This window comes from Paractinoplanes deccanensis, from assembly GCF_016862115.1.
GTDB lineage: Bacteria > Actinomycetota > Actinomycetes > Mycobacteriales > Micromonosporaceae > Actinoplanes > Actinoplanes deccanensis.
This window is the reverse complement of sequence record NZ_BOMI01000021.1, coordinates 51,055-72,025: the sequence shown is the minus strand read 5'-3', so window position 1 is coordinate 72,025 and position 20,971 is coordinate 51,055. Positions and strand designations below refer to the sequence as shown.

At 74.7% G+C, this 20,971-nt stretch carries 17 protein-coding genes; 5 read left to right on the top strand and 12 right to left on the bottom strand.

The features are described from left to right. Positions 1-81: 81 nt before the first annotated feature. Entirely contained in the window at positions 82-822 is a 741-nt protein-coding gene (gene fabG, locus Ade02nite_RS06690; RefSeq protein ID WP_203760637.1) for a 3-oxoacyl-ACP reductase FabG, read from the top strand. Between the two features lie 65 nt (positions 823-887). On the opposite strand, the gene Ade02nite_RS06685 is transcribed toward fabG, so the two are convergent. Genes Ade02nite_RS06685 through Ade02nite_RS06660 form a run of 6 tightly spaced genes read right to left on the bottom strand, consistent with a single transcriptional unit; the run spans position 888 to position 6,222 of the window. Next, entirely contained in the window at positions 888-1,448 is a 561-nt protein-coding gene (locus Ade02nite_RS06685) for an RNA polymerase sigma factor (protein ID WP_203760636.1), read from the bottom strand. Continuing rightward, complete coding sequence (locus tag Ade02nite_RS06680) at positions 1,445-2,596, bottom strand: beta-ketoacyl synthase N-terminal-like domain-containing protein (RefSeq protein ID WP_203760635.1); 1,152 nt, start codon at positions 2,594-2,596, stop codon at positions 1,445-1,447. The genes Ade02nite_RS06685 and Ade02nite_RS06680 overlap by 4 nt, the downstream gene beginning before the upstream one ends. Then, positions 2,593-3,816, bottom strand: a complete 1,224-nt coding sequence (locus Ade02nite_RS06675) for a beta-ketoacyl-[acyl-carrier-protein] synthase family protein (protein ID WP_203760634.1) — start codon at positions 3,814-3,816, stop codon at positions 2,593-2,595. The genes Ade02nite_RS06680 and Ade02nite_RS06675 overlap by 4 nt, the downstream gene beginning before the upstream one ends. Further along, complete coding sequence (locus Ade02nite_RS06670; protein WP_203760633.1) at positions 3,809-4,081, bottom strand: acyl carrier protein; 273 nt, start codon at positions 4,079-4,081, stop codon at positions 3,809-3,811. Before Ade02nite_RS06670 ends, Ade02nite_RS06675 begins: the two co-directional genes overlap by 8 nt. Before the next feature lie 18 nt (positions 4,082-4,099). After that, complete coding sequence (locus tag Ade02nite_RS06665; RefSeq protein ID WP_203760632.1) at positions 4,100-5,359, bottom strand: NAD(P)/FAD-dependent oxidoreductase; 1,260 nt, start codon at positions 5,357-5,359, stop codon at positions 4,100-4,102. Then, positions 5,356-6,222, bottom strand: coding sequence for an alpha/beta fold hydrolase (locus Ade02nite_RS06660; RefSeq protein ID WP_203760631.1), 867 nt, complete (start codon positions 6,220-6,222; stop codon positions 5,356-5,358). Before Ade02nite_RS06660 ends, Ade02nite_RS06665 begins: the two co-directional genes overlap by 4 nt. Before the next feature lie 296 nt (positions 6,223-6,518). Here Ade02nite_RS06660 and Ade02nite_RS06655 point away from each other — a divergent pair, with 296 nt between their 5' ends. After that, positions 6,519-9,437, top strand: a complete 2,919-nt coding sequence (locus Ade02nite_RS06655; RefSeq protein ID WP_203760630.1) for an ATP-binding protein — start codon at positions 6,519-6,521, stop codon at positions 9,435-9,437. Between the two features lie 5 nt (positions 9,438-9,442). Here Ade02nite_RS06655 and Ade02nite_RS06650 read toward each other — a convergent pair whose 3' ends face one another. Continuing rightward, on the bottom strand, positions 9,443-10,483 hold the full coding sequence (locus Ade02nite_RS06650; protein ID WP_203760629.1) for a 3-oxoacyl-[acyl-carrier-protein] synthase III C-terminal domain-containing protein: 1,041 nt from the start codon (positions 10,481-10,483) through the stop codon (positions 9,443-9,445). A 181-nt stretch (positions 10,484-10,664) separates the two neighbouring features. Between Ade02nite_RS06650 and Ade02nite_RS06645 the strand changes: the two genes are divergently transcribed. Both Ade02nite_RS06645 and Ade02nite_RS06640 read left to right on the top strand, forming a co-directional pair. Next, complete coding sequence (locus Ade02nite_RS06645) at positions 10,665-11,909, top strand: methylaspartate ammonia-lyase (RefSeq protein WP_203760628.1); 1,245 nt, start codon at positions 10,665-10,667, stop codon at positions 11,907-11,909. After that, complete coding sequence (locus tag Ade02nite_RS06640) at positions 11,906-13,096, top strand: CaiB/BaiF CoA transferase family protein (RefSeq protein WP_203760627.1); 1,191 nt, start codon at positions 11,906-11,908, stop codon at positions 13,094-13,096. The genes Ade02nite_RS06645 and Ade02nite_RS06640 overlap by 4 nt, the downstream gene beginning before the upstream one ends. Here the strand turns inward: Ade02nite_RS06640 and Ade02nite_RS06635 are convergent. The 5 genes from Ade02nite_RS06635 to Ade02nite_RS06615 all read right to left on the bottom strand — a co-directional run bounded on the left by Ade02nite_RS06635 (position 13,093) and on the right by Ade02nite_RS06615 (position 19,170). Continuing rightward, positions 13,093-14,283: a methylaspartate mutase gene (locus Ade02nite_RS06635; RefSeq protein WP_203760782.1), complete on the bottom strand. Its 1,191-nt coding sequence runs from the start codon at positions 14,281-14,283 to the stop codon at positions 13,093-13,095. The genes Ade02nite_RS06640 and Ade02nite_RS06635 overlap by 4 nt on opposite strands. A 71-nt stretch (positions 14,284-14,354) precedes the next feature. Further along, complete coding sequence (locus Ade02nite_RS06630) at positions 14,355-14,807, bottom strand: cobalamin B12-binding domain-containing protein (RefSeq protein ID WP_203760626.1); 453 nt, start codon at positions 14,805-14,807, stop codon at positions 14,355-14,357. A gap of 84 nt (positions 14,808-14,891) precedes the next feature. Further along, a complete protein-coding gene (locus Ade02nite_RS06625; RefSeq protein WP_203760625.1) occupies positions 14,892-15,881 on the bottom strand; it encodes an NAD(P)H-quinone oxidoreductase in 990 nt (329 codons plus the stop codon). 121 nt (positions 15,882-16,002) lie between these two features. Next, positions 16,003-16,242 (bottom strand): hypothetical protein, encoded by a 240-nt coding sequence (locus tag Ade02nite_RS06620; protein WP_203760624.1) that lies wholly within the window; start codon positions 16,240-16,242, stop codon positions 16,003-16,005. A gap of 81 nt (positions 16,243-16,323) precedes the next feature. After that, complete coding sequence (locus tag Ade02nite_RS06615) at positions 16,324-19,170, bottom strand: beta-galactosidase (RefSeq protein WP_203760623.1); 2,847 nt, start codon at positions 19,168-19,170, stop codon at positions 16,324-16,326. A gap of 215 nt (positions 19,171-19,385) precedes the next feature. On the opposite strand from Ade02nite_RS06615, the gene Ade02nite_RS06610 reads away from it, so the two are divergent. Beyond that, positions 19,386-20,957 (top strand): hypothetical protein, encoded by a 1,572-nt coding sequence (locus Ade02nite_RS06610; protein WP_203760622.1) that lies wholly within the window; start codon positions 19,386-19,388, stop codon positions 20,955-20,957. The last annotated feature ends 14 nt before the right edge of the window (positions 20,958-20,971 follow it).

The following is a 20,971-nucleotide window of genomic DNA, read 5'->3' as shown; positions in this document are numbered from 1 at the left end:
GATACAGCCGCCGCTGCCTGTATCCGGCCGGGGCACCCGGCGGATCCGTTGGGCAACGACCACTCGACCCAGGGAGAACCCATGTCGACACGCCCCTGCGCCCTCGTCACCGGCGGATCCCGCGGCATCGGCCGCGCGGTCGCGGTCCGGCTCGCCGAAGACGGGTTCGACGTGGCGTTCTGTTTCCGCTCCGGGTCGGCCGCCGCCGCCGAGACCGCGCGGCTGGCCGAGGCGGCCGGTGCCCGGTGCTTCCACGAGGCGTGCGACGTCGCCGACGGCAGGGCGGCCGCCGGTTTCGTCCAGCGGGCCGAGGCGGAGCTCGGCCCGATCCACGCGCTGGTGAACTCGGCCGGCATCGTCCGGGACAACCCGATGGTGCTGATGCCGCCGGAGGACTGGTCGGCGGTGATCGAGACGAACCTGACCGGCACCTTCAACGTCTGCCGCAGTGCCCTGCTGGGCATGCTGAAGCGCCGCGCGGGCGTCATCGTCAACATGTCCTCGGTCGCCGGGGTCTACGGCCACGCCGGCCAGGCGAACTACTCCGCGGCCAAGGCCGGGGTCAACGGGATGAGCCGGGCGCTGGCCAAGGAGGTCGCCGGCCGGGGCGTCCGGGTCAACGTGGTCGCGCCGGGATTCATCGACACGGACATGACCACCGGCCTGTCCGGCAAGGCCCGCGAGCAGGCGATGGGGCTGATCCCGCTGCGCCGGTTCGGCTCCGCCGCGGCGGTCGCCGAGCTGACGTCGTTCCTGGTGTCCGACCGGGCCGACTACATCACCGGCCAGGTGATCCAGATCGACGGCGGGATCGCGCTGTGACGACGAGAGCTGTGACCACGAGGAAGGGGCCCGGGCCCCCGGCCGGCCGGGGGCCCGGGCCGGGCTCACTCCACGACGGCCGGCCCGAGCAGGTCGCGCAGGCGGGCCAGCGCGCGCTGGCGCAGCGGCCCGATCGACCCTCGGGGGATTCGCAGCGCCCGGCCCACCTCGTCGTAGGTCGGCGCCGAGTCGGCCATCAGCAGGCCGAGCAGCCGCCGGTCCCGTTCGGGCAGCCGCCGGAACGCGTCCAGCACGCGCGCGTTGCCCACCCGGCGCAGGGCCAGGTCGTCCGTGCGGTCCTCGGCGGGGGCCGGCCGGTCCAGCATCACGCTGTCGCCGACCGGCCAGTACCTCCGGTTGCGCTCGATGTGCTTGAGCGACTCCCGCCGCGCGGTGGTGGTGATCCAGCTGCCCAGCCGGTCCGGCGAGCGGAGCTGGCCGATCCGGCGGATCAGCTTGAGGAACGTCAGCTGGTACACGTCCTGGCAGTCGGCGTCGGAGAGCCGGTGCGAGCGCGCGACCGTCCAGACCAGCGGCGTGAACTGCCGCACCAGCCGCTGCCAGGCCAGCTCGTCGCCGGCCGCGCAGCCGGCGACGAGGTCGGTGGGGTCGCTGACCGTGGTCACCGTCGCACCTCCCGCCGCTCGGCGCCGCCGGCCGGCGGCCGCACGACCAGGCAGCCGGCGGTGCCGTCGTGGCCGACCGAGGTGACCAGCGCGACGCCGCCGGCGGGCGGCCGCCGCCGCCAGCCGGCGATCAGCGCCGCGAGCTGCAGGGCGCCGCCGGCGCTGAACGTCTCGCCCAGCACCGGGGCCACCCGCACCTCACCGGGCCGGCCGCCGACCACGGCCCGGACGCCGCGGCGTTCCAGAGCGCGCAGGCCCCGCTGCCCGGTGGCGCCGGGTGCGACCTCGCGGACGTCGTCCGGTCCCACCCCGCTGCGCCGCAGCGCGCGTTCCACGCAGCCGGCCAGCGCGGTGGACAGCTGGTGCCGTGGATCGTCCCCGCCCGTGGAGCGCACCTCGCAGGCGAGGACCTCGGCGAGCACCGGGCGGCCGGCCCGGTCCGCGGCCCGGCGCGACTCCGCGACGAAGACCGCGCAGCCCTCGCCGACGGCCGTGCCCGGCGACAGTCCCCGGGCCAGGTGCCAGGCCCAGGCGGACTGGGCGCTGAGCTCCTCGACCCCGCCGGCCAGCACCCGGTCGGCGTGGCCCCGATCGATGACGTTGCGGGCGTAGCGCAGCGCGGCGAGGCTGGACAGCTGGCCGCCGGCGAGCGTGGCGTTCACGCCCCGGATCCCGTTGACGATGGCGATCCGGGCGGCGCAGCAGTTCATCACCGAGTTCGGGAAGAGGTTCGCGCGGACCAGGTAGGGCAGCGCCTGCACCAGCGTCTCCCGGGAGAACTCGCTGGAACTGCGGATGCTGCCGGTGCTGGTGCCGATCGCGACACCGGTGCGCGCGCGGTCCGGCTCGGGCAGGGCCGGCACCAGGCCGGCCAGCGCCCGGTTGCAGGCCACCAGCGCGAGCAGCGTGGTGCGGTCGAGGTGCCGGGTGCCCTTCGCCCCCAGGTGCTCGGCGACCTTCAGGTCCGGCACGGCCGCCAGCGGGATCGGCGGCGCGTCCTCGGGAAACGCCGAGGCGGCCGGCTGGTCGGCCCGGCCGGCGCCGATCGCGTCGGCCAGCGCGTCCAGCCCGATCCCGGCCGCCGACACCACCCCGCATCCGGTGATCATCAGGGGCTCGACGACGGTACGGGTGGCGAGGCCGGTCATGACATCCTCCGCAGGATCACGATCGCGTTGTTCCCGCCGAAGGCGAACCCGTGGTTCTGCGCGATCCGCGGCCGCGCCGCACGCGCCCGGCCGGGTACGCAGTCCACGCCGTCGCCCAGCCGCGGGTCGACCTCGGCGAGGGTGGCCGTCGGCGGCAGGAACCCCTCATACAGCGCCATGCAGCAGGCGAGCGCGCCGAACCCGCTGGCCGCGCCCATCGTGTGGCCGATCATCGATTTGATCGAGCTGATCGGCGGGATCCGGTCGCCGAAGACCTCCCGCACCGCCTGGATCTCCGTGGCGTCGTTGGTGGGCGTTCCGGTGCCGTGGGCGCAGATGTAGTCGATGTCGTCCGGGCCCACGCCGGCGTTGCGGTGCGCGGCCCGGATGCACTCCGCGATCCGGCCGGGGTCCGGCGCCACCGGGTGCAGGGCGTCGCAGTTGACGCCGTATCCGAGGACCTCGGCGTAGACACGGGCGCCGCGCGCGATCGCGTGGTCGTGCTCCTCCAGCAGCAGCGCCACCCCGCCCTCGGCGGTCAGGATGCCGGTGCGATCGACGTCGAACGGCCGGCAGACCTGCTCGGCCAGCGCGCCGAGCCGGTAGAAGCCGGCGTGCGCCCAGCGGTTCACCGAGTCGGCGCCGCCGCCGATCATCAGGTCGGCCTCGCCGGTGCGGACCATGTCGTACGCGTACCCCAGCGCGTAGTTGCTCGCCGAGCAGGCGGTGGCGATGGTCTGCGCGTCCCCGGTGAGCCCCAGCTCGCGGTTTACCGCGGCGGCGATCCGGTTCGCCGGCACCTGCCGCACGAGCGCCGGATCGAGCTCCTTGAAGCCGCCCTCGACCCACTGCGCGGTGAGCCGTTCGATGACCGCGGACTCCCCGCTGGTGGTGCCGATGGCCGAGCCGGCGTTGCCGGCGGACAGCTCCGCCGGGCGCACGCCGGCGTCGGCCACGGCCAGCCGCGCGGCGCCGGCGGCGAACAGGCTGCTGCGCCCCCACTCGTCGGGGTCGAGCCGGCGCAGCAGCCGCCGCGGGGCGAAGTCGTGCACCTCGCCCGCGACCGTGTGCGGGAAGCCGGTGGTGTCGAAGCCGCGGATCCTGGACACCCCGCTGCGCCCGGCGCGGATCCCCGCGGTGAACGCGGGCGCGCCGATGCCCAGGCTGCTGACGGCGCCGAGGCCGGTCACCACGACCCGGCGGCCGGTGGGCTCAGCCATGCGCGGTCGCCCAGCCCGCGTGCCGGGCGACCACCGCGTACACGCCCGCCAGGGTGGTCATCTCGGAGGCGTCCTCCTGCGGGATGAGCACCCCGAGGTCGCGCTCGAGGCGGGCCAGGATCTCGATGGCCTGGAGCGAGTCGGCGCCGTGCTCGTCGACGAAGCTGCTGGTCTCGGTGAGGTCGCCGGGCTCCAGTTCGAGGACGTCGGCGACGAGGTCACGAAGCTGCCGGCGGTGCTGTGCGGTGATGGTGGCCTGGGACATGAGGGCTCCTCCGGAGGGTCAGACTCGATGGGTGGGTACGAGCTCGGGCCGCGGGTGGCGCTTGTGCCGCAGGTTCACGGCAGCGGCGCGGGCCATCGCGACCGGGGACAGGAAGTCGCGCACCCGGGTCAGCCGGGAACCGAACAGGTGCATGTGCTCGGCCATCCCGGCGTCGCGGGCCGCCGCCGAGAACATCAGCCGCTCGATCGGGTTGAACGGCCGCGCGCCGGCGTAGTCGGAGATCAGGTGCTGGTGGCCGTGCAGCCGCGACCGGTGCTTGCGCCGATAGCGGGTCAGGGCCCGCGGCAACGATCCGAGGCCCTGCACGGCCTCCGCGGTGGCCTCGACCAGCCACTGTGCCGACTGGAGCGCCCAGCCGCAGCCGACTCCCCAGAGCGGGTCGCTGGTCAGCGCGGCGTCACCGATGAGCGCCAGCCCGTCGCCGACCGGCGCGCGCGAGACCAGCGGGTAGTGGACCGTTCCGATGATCTTGGAGACCTGCTCGGCGCCGTAGAGGCTCGGCGCGTTCGGCAGGGACGCGACGAACCGGCGGTACGCGCCGGGCAGATCGTCGCGGAACTCGGCCAGCCGCTCCGCCGAGGGGATGACCGCGATCACCGTGACGTCGTCGTCGTTCGGCATGGCGTACGCGACGTCCGGCTCCCGGAACCACGCGTACGTCGTGTCCCCGTCCGGCCGGGGCAGACCGCGGAACTGCGCGAAGTAGCTGAACCGCCCGTTGCCGGCCTCCTTGGCCGGCAGACCGGCCAGCTTGGCCACCGTGGAGTCCCGCCCGTCGGCGCCGACCACCAGCCGGGCCCGCAGCTCACGAGGGCCGTCCGGGCCCTCGGTCACGACGCCGGTCGTGCCGCCCTCGCCGGTGAGCAACCGCTGCACCGTGTGCCCGAGCAGCAGGTCGACGCCCGGGGTGCCGGCGGCCAGCCGCCGCAGCATCGGATCGAGCGTCTCCCGCCGGACGTTGTAGCCGTACGGCAGGCTCCGCCCGTCAGCGCCCGGCCGGATCCAGCCCCAGCGGGTCCAGTAGTGCGCGGCGTTGCGCACGGCGCCGGCCGCCTCGAGCTCACCGATCAGGCCCAGCTCGGACAGCACCGGCTGCCCGCACGGCTGGATGAAGTGGGTGCACAGGACCTTGTACGCGGCGGGGTCCGCGCGGCGCTCCACCAGCGCGACCCGCGCACCCCGGCGGGCGTAGAGCGTGGCGGCCGTGCAACCCGCGATGCTCGCGCCACAGATCACGACGTCGTATCTCGGTTTCATGAATCGCTTCCTCCTTCAGGTGCGGCATGGCTGTGGACATCGGCGAGGAAACCGGCGATCAGCGCGGTCACCTCGGCGGCGTGGTCGAGCTGGCAGAAGTGCCCGAACTCCGGGCGCTGGGCCAGCCGCCCGGCGGGCAGCCGGCGAGCCAGCTCCCGGGCGGCCGGCGGGGGCGCGGACGGGTCGTGCTCGCCGTTGACGATCAGCACCGGCGTGCCGATCGCCTCCAGCGGCAGGGCCGGCAACCGCGACAGGAGCGTGTAGAGCTGCAGGAAACCGGACGGCTCCGCCCGGCTGAGAACCTTGTCGAGCATCCGGCCGAGCAGGTCCGGGGTCATCCCGCCCGCGCGCCCGCCGAGCTGCGCCAGCACCCCGTCGCTCATCACCGCGCGGAACCGGGTGACGGCCTCGGTGAAGAAGGCCGGGTTCACCGCCTCGTCGCGGGGGCGGAACAGCGGGGCGATCAGAACGGCGGCGCGCAGCGGCCGATCCTCACGGGCCAGCAGGTCCAGGGCCGTGCTGGCGCCGAAGGAGTGCGCCACCAGCACGTCCGGCGGCGCGGGCAGCAGGTCCAGGGCGCGCGCCAGCCAGGTGCTCGAGCTGCCCCAGTGCTGCCAGGCGTAGCTGCCGCCGGCCCGCCACGGAAGGTCGAGGAAGTAGGCGTCGCATTCCGTCGCCCACCGATCGGCCGTACCCGTCCAGGAATCCCAGGTGCCCTCCAGGCCGTGCACGAACGCGACCCTCGGGGCGCCCGGCCGGCTCGGTGGCCGGCGCCTGGCGTGGATCGCCTCGCCGTACCAGAGCTGGGAGGTGATGCTGGTCGGTGATCCTCGGGTGAGGACGGTCTCGCCGTGCTGTGCCACGCGATCCACTCCTTCGACGTCGCCGCGCTCGCTGACCGACGTCGACCAGCGTGCCGACCGGCGGCGGCGCTGACATGGGTGCCGAACCCCCGCATTCGCCCGGTCGCCCGGCACCGCGGGGTGGCTTCCCGGGGCGGGTTGGGCGGGTATGGCGGCGTTTGACACCCACGGCGAGCCGCCGGCGCCCCGCGGAAGATGGGTAGGTTCCACGCATGGCCCCGTCCGGGGGCCGCCGCCCTGTCGCCTTTCGGGCGGATCGGGCTCCCGGCCACGGTCCGGCGGTACTCTCGGCCACCATGCGGACCCGAGCGCCGGCGATGGTGGGCAGGGACGACGAGATCCAGGCGGTGGAGCAGGCCCTGGAGGCGGCCCGCTCCGGGCGCGGCAGCGCGGTGTTCCTGGTGGGCGAGGGCGGGATAGGCAAGTCCCGGCTGGCCGCCGCGGCGGCCGAGCGGGCGGCCGCCACCGGCATGACGACGATGCGCGGGCGCGGCAGCGCCATCGGGCCGACCGTGCCGTTCCGGTCGCTCACCGAGGCGCTGCTGTCGCTGCCCCGCGCGGGCGTCCCGATCGACGCCGCCGAGCTGGGGCCCTACCGCCCGGTCCTGGGCCGGCTGATCCCGGACTGGGGCACGGCCGCGGACGGCCCGGACAGCGGCTCGCTGGTGGTGCTCGCCGAGGCGGTGCTGCGGCTGGCCGGTCTGGCCGGCCGGGCGGGCGGCTGCCTGATGGTCCTCGACGACCTGCAGGACGCCGACGCGGAAAGCCTGGCCGTCGTCGAGTACCTGATGGACAATCTCGGCCACCAGCCGGTCCCGGCCCTGCTGCTCTGCACCGTGCGCGCCGAGCCGTGCGCCGCGCTCGACCTGGCCCGCTCGGCCGCCCAGCGGGGCACCGGGACGCTGGTGGAACTGGAGCGCCTCGGCCGCGACGACGTGCGCCGGCTGGCCGCCTCGTGCCTCGGCGCCGGCCCCGGCGAGGTGCCGGAGCCGGTGGCGGACCGGCTCTGGGAGGACAGCGCCGGCAACCCGCTGCTGGTCGAGGAGCTGCTCCACGGCATGGTCGCCGGCGGGCTGCTGGTGCGCGGCGCGGAGGGCTGGCGGGCCGCGGGCGACGCGCGGACCCGGCTGCCCGCCTCGCTCACGCGCAGCGTGGCCCGCCGGATCGACCGGGCGGAGCCCCGGCTGCGCGAGCTCCTGGCGGTCGCCGCCATCCTCGGGCGCCGGTTCCCGCTCACCGTCGTGCAGGCGGTCACCGGGCTGCCCGACCGGGACCTGCTCGGCCACCTGCACTGCGAGATCGCCGCCCAGCTGGTCGTCCCGGACGACCAGGCGCCGGACTGGTACGCCTTCCAGCATCCGCTGATCGCCGAGTCGCTGCTCTCGCTGCTCGCCCCGGACGAGCGGATCCGCCTGGCCCGGCGCACCGCCGACGCGGTCGCGACGGTCTTCGCGGGGCTGCCCGGCGAATGGTGCCAGATCGCGGCCACGCTGCGGCTGCACGCCGACGAACCGGCCGCCGCCGGGCGCCTGTTCGCCGAGGCCGGGCGGCGAGCCCTCGCCCAGGGAGCCGCCGGCTCCGCGGTCACCCTCCTCGACCGCGCGCTCGGCCTGCTCGCCGAGGGCGACGCCGCGGCGCGCGCCGACACGGTGGAGCACCTGCTCTACGCCCTGGCCGAGGCCGGCCTGGTGGAGCGGGCCCTCGCCTCGGTGAGCGCGCTCGACGAGATCGGCAGCGGCCTGGACCGCGACCGCCGGGCCCAGCTGCACATCAGGCTGGCCTGGTCGCTCAACGTCGCGGGACGCTCGGCGGAGGGACTGGCCCAGGTCGGCATCGCGCGGACGCTGCTCGGCCCCGGCGCCACCGCCGAACAGCTCGCGCCCCTCGACGTGATCGCCGCCCACCTGATGCTGGACCTGCCCGGGCCGGACCAGTTGCGCGACGCCGAGGAGATGGCCCGCCGCGCGGCGCCGGTGGCGGAGGCGGCGCCGTTGCCGGTCGTCGCCTGCCAGGCGTGGCAGTTGCTGGGTGCCATCACCCGGCGCAAGGACCTGGCCGAGGCGACCGCCTGCCTGGAGCGGTCCCGCTCGATCGCCGTCCAGTACCACCTGCCGATCTGGGAGATCCACGCCCTGGTCCGGCTCGGCAACGACGACGCGCTGCGCGACGGCAGCCTGCGCCGGCTGGAGCAGGCCCGGCAGGAGGCGCTGCGGGTCGGCGCGGTGAACGCCGGCTACCAGGCCGAGGCGAGCATCGCCCTGCAGGCCGTCCTGCGCGGTGACGTCGCCACCGCCGAAACGCTGAGCGGCCAGGTCCTGGCCGCCGCCGGCCGGCTGAAGCTGCTGGAGACCGTGCACTACGTGCTGCTGCTCCGCATCGTCCTGGCCGCGCACCGGGGACGGCGGCGGGCGATGAACGCCGCGCTGGCGGAGTTCCGCGGCTGGGACGGCGACCCCCGCCAGCACACGCCGCGGATCCACGGCCTGGCCCGGGCGTTCTGCGCGCTCCTGGAGGAGAACAGGGCTCAGGCGCGCAAGGACCTGGACCGGGCGCTCGCCGCCGAGGACGAGACCCCGAACATCTTCTACCTGTCCGGCCGGCAGGGCCTCGACCTGCTGCTGCGGGCCGTCTCCGGCGACCTGGACCGGGCGGAATGCCAGGCGGTCAGCGCGGAGCCGACCAGCGAGCTGCGGTGGAACCGGCAGTTCGCGCTGCTGGCCCGGGCCGTCCTGACCGGCCGCTCCGGCAGGCCCGCCGACGCGGCGTCGCTCGTCGCCGAGGCGATGCGGGTCGCCGAGCCCTACCCGATGAGCCGCCACCTGGGACTGCGCCTGGTCGGTGAGGCGGCGCTCGCCGACGGGTGGGGGACGCCGGTGCCGTGGCTACGCCGCGCCGAGGAGCACTTCCACGCCGAGGGCGTCCCCGCGATCGCCGGCGCGTGCCGGGCGCTGCTGCGGCGGGCCGGCGCCCCGGTCGCCCAGCGGCGTGACGGCGTGGGGCGCATACCGCCGGAGCTGCGCGGCGCCGGCGTCACCGTCCGGGAGTACGAGGTCCTGCTCCTGCTCGCGAACCGGCTCGGCAACCGGGAGATCGCCGGCCGGCTGCACCTGTCACCCCGTACCGTCGAGAAGCATGTCGCCAGCCTGATCACCAAGACCGGGCACCGGGACCGCATCGCGCTGAGCACCCTGGCCTCGACCATCGCGGCCGACTGAGCGGGTCACCGCCCGGGGGCCTGGACGATCGCGGTCGCCCAGGTGAAACCGCCGCCCGCGCCCGCGACGACGGCGAACTCGCCCGGCCGGAGCATCCGCCGCTCCACCAGATCGGCCATGTTGGCCGGCATGTCGCCCGCGCCGAGATGCCCGGTGTGCGCGCCGAGCCAGACCAGCTCGGCCTTCAGATCGCTCGCCACCACGCCGGCGTACATCAGCTCGGTCAGCCGGGGGCTCACCCGCGGCACCAGGACGTAGCGGATGCGCGGGTCGTCGGCGGCCAGGCCGGCCTCGTCCAGGGCCTGCTCCAGGGTGGCGCGGACGTTGCGGCGGGCTGCCTCACCGAGGCTCTCCTTGCCGTACCTGTCGTAGAACTGCCGGCGCTGCACCCCGCTGTTCAGGTTGTCCCGGCCGGCCAGGGGCGCCCGGGTGAACGCGGCGTCGCCCCGCTCCAGACCCTCCAGCAGGCTCGCCGAGGAATGGGTCAGCGACAACAGCACCAAGGCGTCGTCGCTGCCGTCGCGCCGATGCAACAGAGCCGCGGTGGCCCCGTCGCCGTAGCCGATGTCGGTGTGGGTCAGCCAGCGATCCCAGACCGGTGCGCCGTACCGGTCCGCCGTGGTGACGAGCGCCCCCGGCAGCCGCTCGTCCGCGACGAGATTGGCGGCCGCCATGTAGAGCGCGGTCGTCCCCCCGTTGCAGAGCTCGTGGATTCCGACCGGCAGCGCCTCCGGCCGCAGGCCCAGCTGGTTGGCGATGTAGTGCGGCGCGGCCCACTTGTCGTAGCCCTGGTGGTACACCCACGCGTGGACCAGCATGCCGACCCGCTCCGGCTCCCAGCCGGCCCGCGCCAGCGCCTTCCGGGCCGCCCGCACCGCCATCTCGGGCGGCGCCAGCCGGCCGGAGACCGGAAGCTCGTGGACGCCCAGCCGCTCCACGGTCTCCTGATCGATCCGGCCCGCGCGGGCCACGTCCGCCGCCTTCTCGGTCGTCGTGGGGATCCAGGTGCTGACCGCCTTGACGCCCAGGCCGCCGTCGAATCGCATGGTCGGGACTCCTCGCTGCTCGCGCCGCGCCGAAACGTCTGCGGCTCACCGGTACAGACCTCCCGCCGGCGGCGGCGAGTACACCCGCCCGTCCGCGGTTCCGCGCCGTGTATCCGGGCCACGCCGGCGCGGCTCTGTCCGGTGTCCAGACGCTTGCCGGATCGCTCGACGGGGATGTCTTGTGCCACCACGAATCTGGGACGTCACGTCCGTCGCCACCGAGGCCGCCTACTTCGTCGACGACCAGGCGGCTGTCCGGGCCGGCGCCCGGCGCGACGGCTTCCGCTACCGGGGCCGTCCCCTGACTCCCGGTTTCCGGGAGATCCGCGAGCCGGGCCAGGCGCTGACCGTCCTCGTCCGGTTGGACGACGGCGTCGTTCTCACCGGTGACTGCGCCGGGGTGCAGTATTCGGGGGTGGCGGGGCGGGCTGCGCCGATGTCGGCGGTGGACGGCGCCCGGCTCGTCGGCACCGTGCTGCGCCCGGCGCTGGTGGGGCGGGAGGTGGCGAGCTTTCGTGGGCTCAGCGAAGTGCTCGCCGCCCTCGCCCTGCCGCCCTGGCTGGCCTACGGCGCGAGCCAGGCCCTGGTGCGCGCGGTGGCGTCGGCGCGGCGCAGGCCGATCGCCGGGGTGATCGTCGACGAGTGGGGTCTGCCGGTGCCGTCGCGTACGGTTCCGGTGCTCGCGCAGAGCGGCGAGACGCCCCGGGCGGCGGCCGACCGGATGATCCTCAAGCGGGCGGACGCGCTGCCGCACGGTCTGGTGAACAACGTCGACGCCTGCCTCGGACGGCGCGGCGAGAAGCTGCTGGACCTGGTGCGCTGGCTCAGCGGCCGGATAACCGAGCTGGCCGGGCCGGCCGGGCCGTACCGCCCGGTCCTGCACTTCGACGTGTACGGCACGGTGGGCGAGGCGTTCGGCACAGTGGATCGCGTCGCCAGGTACCTGCTCACCCTCGCGGCCGCCGCGGCGCCGTACCGCCTGCGCGTCGAGCATCCCGTGGACGCCGGCGACCGCGACCGGCAGATCGAGACGCTGGCCGCCCTGCGGCGGTCGCTGCGCGGCCGGGTGGAGCTGGTCGCCGACGAGTGGTGCAACACGCTGCCCGACGTACTGGCGTTCGCCGCCGCGGGCTGCGTCGACATGATCCACGTGAAGACACCGGACCTGGGCGGCCTCGACCGGACGGTCGAGGCGCTGCTCGCCTGCCGGCGGCACGGGGTGGCCGGCTACTGCGGCGGCTCCAGCAACGAGACCGCCGGCTCCGCGCAGGTGTGCGCCCAGGTGGCGCTGGCCTGCGGCGCGGAGCTGGTCCTCGCCAAGCCCGGCATGGGCGTCGACGAGGGCCTGTCGATCGTCCGCAACGAGATGCGGCTGGCGCTGGCCCAGGTCGCGCCGGCCCCGATCGCTCAGCTGGAGGGCGCATGAAACCGCTCGAGGACATCCGGATCCTCGCCATCGAACAGTACGGCGCCGGCCCGTTCGGCACGCTGCACCTGGTGGACCTCGGCGCCGAGGTGATCAAGATCGAGGACCCGGCCACCGGCGGGGAGATCTCCCGGCGGATCGCGCCGATGCGCACCGAGGGCGACAGCGTGTTCTTCCAGACCTTCAACCGCGGCAAGCGCAGCATCGCGCTGGACCTGGCCAACGACAGCGGCCGCGCGGTCTTCGCCCGGCTGGTGGCGGTCAGCGACGTGGTCTTCAGCAACCTGCGCGCCGACGTCCCGGGCAAGCTCGGGCTGTGCTACGCCGACCTGGCCGCGCACAACCCGAGGATCGTCTGCGCCAACCTGTCCGCCTTCGGCCGGGGCAGCCGGGAGGCGGAGCCCGGGTACGACTACGTCCTGCAGGCCGAGACCGGCTGGATGCACCTCACCGGTGAGCCGGACGGCCCGCCGGCCAAGTCGGGGCTCTCGCTGGTCGACTACATCGGCGGCCTGGTCGCCGCGTTGTCGCTGACCGCGGCGGTGCACGCCGCCCGGCGCACCGGCCGGGGCTGCGACTGCGATCTGAGCCTGTACGACGCGGCGGTCTCCATGCTGACCTACCCGGCCGCCTGGCATCTCAACGGCGACGTGCCGGCCCTGCCGACGCGGCACTCGTCGCATCCGTCCGTGATTCCCTTCGGCGCCTTTCCCACCGCCGACGGCTGGCTCGTCGTCGCCTGCGCCAAGGAGCACTTCTGGCGCCGGCTGACCGTTGCGGTGGGCCGGCCCGGCCTGGCCGAGGACGAGCGGTACCGCGACATGGAGGCACGCCTGCGCCACCGTGACGACCTGATGGCGGCGCTCGACGATGTGTTCGCCACGGCCGAGACCGCACATTGGGTGAAGGTCCTGAAGGAGCACGGCGTCCCCTGTTCGCCGGTGCGGACCGTGGCCGAGGCGCTGGAGGATCCGTACTGCGCCGCCCGCGACATGCTGGTCGATCTGCCCCACCCGCACTGGGGCCGGCTGCGGTTGCCGGCGACCGCGGTGCGGGTCGGCGACGCGCGGCCGGCGGACACGGCGGCGCCCGCTCTCGGCGCCGACACCGGCCCGCTGCTGCGCACGCTGCTGGGGCTCTCCGGCGAGGGGGTCGCCGCGCTGCGCGCCGCGGGGGCGTTCGGCTAGCGGCCGCGTCCGTCCTGGCGGTCCGCCACATGGCTGAGCAGGCTCAGCAGGTCCGTGGAGGTCATCCGGTGGATCCGCGGCCGTGCGGACGCCGGCAACGGCAGCCGTCCGGTCTTCGCCCACACCAGCCGGCCGCCGGCGTCGATCGTGCCCCGGGTCAGCCCGCGATTGTCGCGGTGCAGGCAGAACGGGACGTCCAGCAGGCCCCCGGCGAACGCCCGCAGCAGGCCCCGCCCGACGTCGTCGGCGAGCCCGAGCACCGCCTCGATCAGCGCCCGCGCCTCGTCCAGCACCTGCGCGTAGTCCACCTGGCCGATCCGGGGAAGGGCGCAGTGCCGGTACGCGCGCTCCGCGGTCCGGGAGGCGTGCACCAGGGCGGCGAGGTTCTCCCCCACCGTCGCGATCCGGTGCGCCTCGGCCACCGTCTTCACGATGAGCCGCTCCGCGCCACCGCTCACCGCGATCTCCGCACTGTCGCCGAGCAGACGCCAGGCCCCCGGCGCGGTACGCGGGTACACGCCCATGTAGGTGTAGAGCACCACGTGCCAGTCCAGGCCGGCGGGCAGCAGCTCACCGGCGAGGTGCCGCAGCGCGGCGAGCGCCTCCACGTCCTGCACCGCGTCGGTCTGCTGCGCGTAGCTCAGCGAGACGCTGGTGATCCCGTGCCGGGCGAAGAACAGCGCCTCCAGCACGCTCATCGCCACCAGCAACGACGGCGGGCTCAGCTGGCCGAGCAGGCAGCCGCCGAAGGTCTCCAGGTGGGCACGCAGGCCCTGGGCCGCGCAGGCGGCCGCCAGTTCCTCGGTGGCCTCGGCCCAGCAGGCGACGGACTCCGCCAGCGGGATGCGGCCGTACGGCAGGCAGTACGACACCGGTCCGCCCTCGGTGTCGCAGAGTCCCGCGGTGGCCATCGTGGCGAAGATCCTGCCGGGCCGCGCGGAGCCGTGCCGGACCTGCACCGGCACGCCGGGCCCGGCCGGGTCCGCCACCCGCGCGGTCACCGCGGGGCCGTGTGCCACCAGGGGGAAGCCGTTGAGCCGCTCACCGGCGGCGAGCGCCCGCCGCGCGCCCCGGTGGTCGCCCACCCGGGTGTAGCTGTCCAACGTGATGGTGGCCGCCGTGCGGGCCGGCAGAGCGGCGACCGCCCGCACCGCGGCGGCCATCGCCGCGGGGTCGCCCATGCCCATCCGCGGCTGGACCACCAGCGTCCCCCGGGCCGCGGCGACGTAGGCGCCCAGGCCGATCCGGGACGCCCGCTTCACCGGGCACCACCGGCGAGCACGGCCTCGCGTGCCGAACCGGCGGCGAGGCCGTCGAGGATCTCCGGCAGCGCGGCGGCGTCGGCGGAATCGGGGAACACCACGTCGAACCCCGCCGCCAGCAACGCGGCGGCGTGGTCCTCGTCGGCGGTGCCCCCGATGCCCAGCTTGCCGCCGATCACCGCCGGCAGGTGCCGCGTGCCCGGGTCCCGGCGCAGCGCCCGCATCACGCGGGCGCCGTCGATGTGGCCGTGCCCGTTCACCGAGCTGATGACGATGGCGTCGGGCTGCTCCTCCCGGGCGGCTCGCACCAGCACGTCGTCCGGCACGCAGGGCCCGAGGTTGGTGACCGTGCAGCCGTGCTCCTCCAGCAGCATCTGCAGGTAGACGAGGTTCCAGGTGTGCGCGTCCGAGGACACGGTGGACAGCAGGATCCGTCGGTGGTGCCGCAATTGCGCCTCCCTGAGATACGTTGCGCGCGGGCGCCGCGCCCGGGCACAGAGACAGATCTCGGGGGTTCGGCGAGGGATACAGCGTCAGCCCCGGCCCGGCCCGGTGAGCAACAGCACCTTGCCGATGTGCTCCCCGGCGGCCAGCACCTGATGGGCGCGGGCCGCCTCGGTCATCGGCAACACCCGGTCCACCACGGGCCGGATCGCGCCGGACTCCACCAGCGGCCAGACGTCGTCCCGGGTTCCCCGCACGATCGCGGCCTTCTCGGCCGCGGGCCGCCCGCGCAGCGCGGTCGCCGTCACCGTGGCCCGCCGGGCCAGAAGCTCGCTGAGGTCCAGCTCGCCGCGGCGGCCACGCTGCAACCCGATGACCACCAGCCGGCCGCCGACGGCCAGCGCCCGCACGTTGCGGTCCAGGCAGCCGCCGCCGAGGATGTCGAGGATCACGTCGGCGCCGCGGCCGCCGGTGGCCCGCAGCACCGCGGCGGCGAAGTCCTCGGTGGTGTAGTCGATGGTCACCTCGGCGCCCAGACCGCGCAGGGCCTCGTGCTTGACGGGCCGGGCGGTGGTGAGCACCCGCGCGCCCAGCGCGGCGGCGAACTGGAGGGCGAAGGTGCCGATCCCGCTGCCGCCGCCGTGGACGAGCAGCGTCTCGCCGGCCCGCAGCCGGGCGTGCCGGACCAGGTTCACCCACACCGTGCACGCCACCTCGGGCAGCGCCGCCGCCTCGGCCAGTCCGACGCCCTTGGGCACCGGCAACACCTGTCCGGCCGGTACGGCCACCTTCTCGGCGTATCCGCCACCGGCCAGCAGCGCGCAGACCTCGTCACCGGGACGCCATCCGCGCACGCCCGCGCCGACGGCCGCGATCCGGCCGGAGCATTCGAGCCCGGGGTACGGCGGGCTGCCCGGCGGCGGATCGTAGTGTCCGGTCCGCTGGAGCAGATCGCCGCGGTTGACCCCACCGGCCGTGATGTCGATGAGCACCTCGCCCGCCCGGACCCGCGGATCGGGCACCGCGGTCCAGGCGAGCACCTCGGGCCCGCCGGGCTCTCGGATACAGATCGCAAACATCTCGCCCGCTCCTGTCCGGTCGCTCGCTGTCGCACTGTGGACAGAGGCTCCCGGCCCGCGAACGGATACGTGCGCGCGGCACGGCCCCGCCGGGCTGACCGGCCGGGCCGTGCCGGCCGGCTTACGGGCAACAACCGGTCGTGCCGCCGACGGGTACATACGTCACGGCGTGGCCGCCGCCGCTCGAGTCACCGGCGACAGCGGCGGAGCCGGTGCGGTTCACCTGCACCGTCGCCGGCACCTCGGCCCGGCGATCCCCGTCGCCGGTGGCGGCCATCCCGGTCGCGATCGCGGCGACGACCGCCACCGCGAGCCCCGAGCTCATCGCCATGCGCTTGAGCCGTTCCTTGCTCGGTCCCATCCAGTGTCTCCCCCTCGAAACCGCGGCCGGGCGGCCGCTTCTGGGACCAGTTCGTCGCGGCGTCACGGCTGGATGAGCCGGTCACGTCACAGCGGCACGAAGGGGGGAGACAGCGGCCGGCACGTCGCGCACCGGCACGCCGCCGCGATGCCGGCCCACGACGGTCAGGCTCGGAGTGGTGACGGTGCTCGGGGTGGTGGCGATGACGGCGATGGCCAGGGTGTTGCGCCCGTCCTGGCGCAGCAGGCCGGCCGGCAGGACGAAGTCGGTCTGCGGGCCGATGGCGGCGCCGTACTGGCCGAGCTGCCACCCGTTCAGGTAGACGATGGCCCGGTAGCCGGCCGGGGGCGTGCCGGGGAAGCGCAGCGCCACCGACGTGTCCTGCCCGTGCGGCAGGTCGAGCCGGAAGGCGGTGCGCAGCCAGGTGACGCCGGCGGGCACGGTGGAGCCGGCGGGCGGCCAGCCGCGGTCGGCGTATCCGGGCAGGCTCCAGCCGGCCCGCTCGCCGTAGAGGCCGCCGTTGTTGAGGGCGCCGCGCGCCGGGTCGATCGCCGCGGTGCCCTGGAGGCGCCAGGTGACCGGGGCCGCCGAGCCGTCGATGCGGGCGCCGACCAGGCCGCGGGGCTGCCGGAACCGGTTGTCGTCGGCGGTCCAGTCGTCGTTGTGGCCCATGTTCTGCACCAGCACGGACAGCACGGCCGGCTTGCCGGGTTCGAGCAGGCCGGGCGGTACGCCGAACGTGCCCGGCCCGGGCGCCGGGTTGGCGGGCGCGTCCGAGTCGGCCTGCACGCCGCCGGCCGCCGAGCCGAGGTAGCGGCCGTTCAGCCAGACCAGGTAGTTGCCCCGCCGGCCGGTGATCGCGTTGAGCGACACGGACGTCTCGGCACCGGTGGCGGTGAACCGTCCCCGGTACCAGACGCTGCCGGTGTGGAAGCCGTACTCGTCGCTGAACAGCACCGGCAGGGTGATCGGGGCGAACGGGCTGAGGCTGGTGGTCTTCGCGGCGACGGTCCATCGGGAGTCGTCGAAGCCGGGCGCGGCCTCGGGCGCCTCGGCGTGCCCGCGCCAGCCGGTGAGCGCCGGCAGGGCGACCGGGCGTGGCCCGGGCAGGTGGCCGAGCAGGGATCCGCTCGGGGTGGGCCGGCTGGCGACCCGTTCGCCGTTGACGGTCACCGCGCGCCCGGCCGTGAAGACCTCGACCGGTCCGGCGGCGGCGGTGTCGGCGCGCAGCGCCACGGAGCCCGGCGTCGCGGTGGCCGAGCGCAGCAGTGCCGTGCCGCGCACCAGGACCGGGCCCGCGCTGGTGTCCGCCCGCCAGAACGACGCCGCGGCCTCGGCGGTGCCGAGCATCAGCAGCAACGGCCGGTGTCCCCCGCCCTCGATCAGCACCCGGGCCGGCCCGGTGTGCGTGTAGTCGAGCCGCAGGTCGCCGTGGGTGGCGTCGAAGGCCGAGGTGACCCGGCCGTCGAGCACGGTCACCCGCGGCCGGGACGGGTAGCGCAGCACTGTCGCGCCCGGCGTGCCCTCGTTGCCGTAGAGCACCGCGATGTCGCGCCCGCCGATCGTCTCGTGCGTCAGAATCTCGGAGGTGGACGCGGCGAACTGCCGGTAGCCGCCGGTGAGCACCTTGGCGTCGCGCCCGAGAAGCGTCACCGGGAGGGCATACCGTCCCCACTGGAGGGTGCTGGACACGGCCGCCGTCCCCGGGTTGCGCACCAGGACGAACTGGGTGCCGTCGTCGGGGTTGGCCCGCGCGAGGGTCTCGAGCCCGGCCGCCGTGGGCGCGGGCGCCGGGTCGGTGCGGGTGAGCGAGCCGGCGACGGCGTGCAGGAAGTAGCCCTGCCGCTTGTACTCGTCGTACTTCGCGGTGAGCTGCCGGCCCTCGGTGATGGCGGCGCCGTAGTCGTACGACGTGTAGGTGTCGTTGGGCTGGGCCAGCCAGCCCCAGTTCGTGCCGCCGAAACCCATGTAGTAGCTGAACGCCGTGGCCCCGCCGGCGATCAGGTTGCTCTTCTGGAAGTAGCGGGTGTACGCCACCCCGGTGAGCTCCCGGCACGCCTCGTACCCGGCGTTGTTCACGTCGATCGCGCCGGCCTGGTACTCGGCCGCGAAGACCGGCGCGTCGTCGCGCACCCGCTCCGTGATGCCGGCACCCCACGGGCCCCAGACCGTGGCGGCGTTGCCGCAGTCGAACGATTGCGGATAGTCGTCCACGCCCGGGATCTGCACGGCGCCGGGGCCGGACGCCCAGGTGGAGGTCCACGACGCCGCGTCACAGCAGAGGTTCGTGGTGATCGGCACGTCGATGCCGTGCGCGCGGGCGGTGTCCTGCAGATCCTGCATGTACGCGGGGTCGGTGTTCACCGCGTACTCGTTCTCGACGTTGTAGAGCAGCACCGGCCCGCCGCGGGTCACCTGATGCCGCGCGATGATCGGGTTGATGTGCCCGAGCCAGTCACGGTAGGCGGCGGTGTAGCCCGGCGCGCTGCTCCGGGCGCGGCCGGGCACGAGCTTGAGCCAGCCCGGGAAGCCGCCGCCGGTGGTCTCGGCGTTGATGTACGGGCCGGGCCGCGCGATCACGTACAGCCCGGCCTGCTCGGCCGTGCGCAGCAACCGGTCCACGTCGCGCACCCCGGTGAAGTCGTAGACCCCCGGCGCGGGCGAGTGGTACGCCCAGTCGAAGTAGACCGAGACGGCGTTGAAGCCGGCCGCCTTCTCCTTCTCGAGGATGTCGCGCCACAGGTCCGGGCTGGGCAGCCGGAAGTAGTGGAACTCGGCGGCCTGCACCAGCACGCGCCGGCCGTCCACCATCAGCGAGTGCTTGTCGTAGCTGACCCGGTGCCCGGGCGCCGCCACCGACGGCGCGCCGGCCAGACCACCCCCGGCGAGCGCCAGGACCAGGACGAGCAGGATGCGGCTGAGCTTCATGCCGGGCCTCTCCGCGATTCCATTGACACGTGTCAATCGATAATGGCACGGCCCGGCTCCGCTTGGGAGCGCTCCCGCCATATTTTCGCGGGGCGGCCGGCGGTAAGCGCGACGCTCCGCCGTACGGCTGCGACATCAGCGACGAATGACCGGCACCGGCCACGGCGGTCGCACCCTAGGTTTGATCGGCGAGCAATGCCGAGCGAGGAGATCGAATGCAGGACACCACACCCGAGCCGGACGGCGACTCGGCGGAGGCATCGACCGTCCTGGCGGAGGTGCTGCCGGGAATCGCTGTCGTCTTCGGCGAAGTTCCGCCGGAGCTGAGGGTCGACCTCATCGACTTCGGTCTCGTGCCGGCCGGTGATCGCGACCGGATCTCCGCGGCCCTCGCCTCGATCGGCACCACCGCGACGGTCGCCGGCAACCTCGGCAACGCCGTCGCCGGCGCGCAGGGGCTCTACCGGGTCACCGACGCGACGATGGCCCTGCTGAAGGCCGGCGGCACGCTCGCCGTCAAGGACGGCGCGAACCTCGGAGCGATCTTCGCGAACGGCCGCATCGTCGCGCAGGCTCGCTTCATCCCGGTGTCCGCGGTGGGGGTGGCGCAGACGGTGGCCGCCATCGGGCCGGCGCTCGCCATGGTCGCGATGCAGATGCAGCTCAGCGAGATCACCGGCCTGACCCGCACCAACATCGCGCTGACCAGCCAGGTGCTCACGACCGTCCGCCACGAGCAGTGGGCCGAGCTGACGGCGCTCGTCACCACCATCGATCGCGCCGTCGACAAGGCGCGCGAGATCGAATCGGTTCCGGCGTCCCTGTGGGACAGCGTCGCGGGCAGCGAGGCGGCTCTGCGCAAGCAGCGTGACCTGTACCGGCTGAACGTCGACAACCACATCCGGCAGGTCCACCGGCTCGATCGCCGTGCCCGCCGGGAATACCTGGAGACGAACGCCGAGGCGATTCTCTTCGACGCCCACGCCCTGCTGTCCTCGGTCAAGGCGTGGACCGGCTACCAGGCGCTGCACGCCGCGCGGGCGCGGGCCGCCGGCGCCGGCGACCCTGCCGAGGCCCGGCTCGTCGACGCCATCGCGCGGGACACCGGCGAGGAGCTCAAGTCGGCCCTCGCCGAGGCGACGCGGCTCGTCGACGCGCTGGCCCGGGAGCTGCGCATCATCGCCGAGCTGCCGGGGCGCGACACCCTGGCGCTGCCGGGGATGCGGAAGGACGCGAACGCGGCGCGGCAGACCTCCGCCCGCCTGCTGGAGGCGCTCGAGCCGCTCGCCGACGCCCTCCATCCGCCGATCCCTGCGCTGGAGGCTCCGGAGGTCTTCTGCGCACCCGCTTCGCTGGAGCCCGGACCGAGCCTCCGCATCCTGCGCTGGTTCCTCGAGGACGGCGAGACGGTACGAGTCCTCGGCTTCCCCGATCAGCCCGGCGGCGGGAAATCGCTCGTCGGCGGCGCGAAAGGGCTGCTGGGCGCCAAGGACAAGATGGCGGGCAAGGATCTGGTCGCCGTCACCGATCGCCGCGTCCTCACGGCCAAGGCCACCGCGTTCCTCGAACAGGGTGAGATCCGCCAGGACGTTCCGATCGACCTGATCCGGTATGTCCGGACCGCGCCGAATCGAGAGGCGATCGACCTGATCACGCGCGACGAGAACATCCGGTGGCTCTTCCCGGCCGACGTCGACAGGGCCCACGTGGACGCGCTCGCCGCCTTGCTGGCCGAGTCGATGACGATCCCGGACCGGGAACGCGAGGAGCTTCTGGGACGACGCTGACTCGGCCGGCCGGC